Here is a 576-nt window from a genome sequence, read left to right as displayed (position 1 = left end):
CCCACCTGCCGCCCGGGTGCGCAGCCGGGTGAAGATCTCCAGAGCTGCGCTCAGGCTGTCTGTGCCCCCCATTAGCTGGAGATGTCTGCCCAGTGCTAACTCGATACTCTTATCCTCACAAGGGGTGTTGACTTGCCCTCTGGCCGCCCGGGTACGCAGCTGGACAAATATGTCCAGAGCTGCTTTCAGGTTGTCCGTACCTCCCATGATCTGGAGATGCCTGCCCAGTGTTAACTCGATATTCTTATCCTTACAGGGGGTGTTTACTTGCCCCATGGCAGCCTGAGTACGCAACCGGGTATAGATGTCCAGGGCCGCTTTCAGATTGTCTGTGCCCCCTATGAGTTGAAGCAGCCTGCCCAGAGCCAGTTCGATCTCCTTGTCATCACAGGCGGTGTTCACTTGCCCTCTGGCCGCTCGGGTGCGCAGCCGGGTAAAGATGTCCAGTGACTTTCTCAGGTTGCCCACGCCCCCCACAGCCTGAAGTAGTCTGCCAAGAGCCAGACCATTTGTTTTTTCATCATTGAGAGAGTCTGAATATTTTTTATAAAGTTGCTGGAAGAGTGGTAAAGCTTC

At 55.0% G+C, this 576-nt stretch carries 1 protein-coding gene; it reads right to left on the bottom strand.

The genetic code is table 11. The features are described 5' to 3' along the window. A partial coding sequence (locus E1189_RS22750; protein WP_196220954.1) for a hypothetical protein occupies positions 1–576 on the bottom strand: 576 nt, incomplete at both ends.

This window comes from Parendozoicomonas verongulae, assembly GCF_009711465.1.
GTDB lineage: Bacteria > Pseudomonadota > Gammaproteobacteria > Pseudomonadales > Endozoicomonadaceae > Sansalvadorimonas > Sansalvadorimonas verongulae.
Note: the sequence above shows the minus strand (reverse complement) of the source record. Positions and strands in the feature narration are given on the sequence as shown.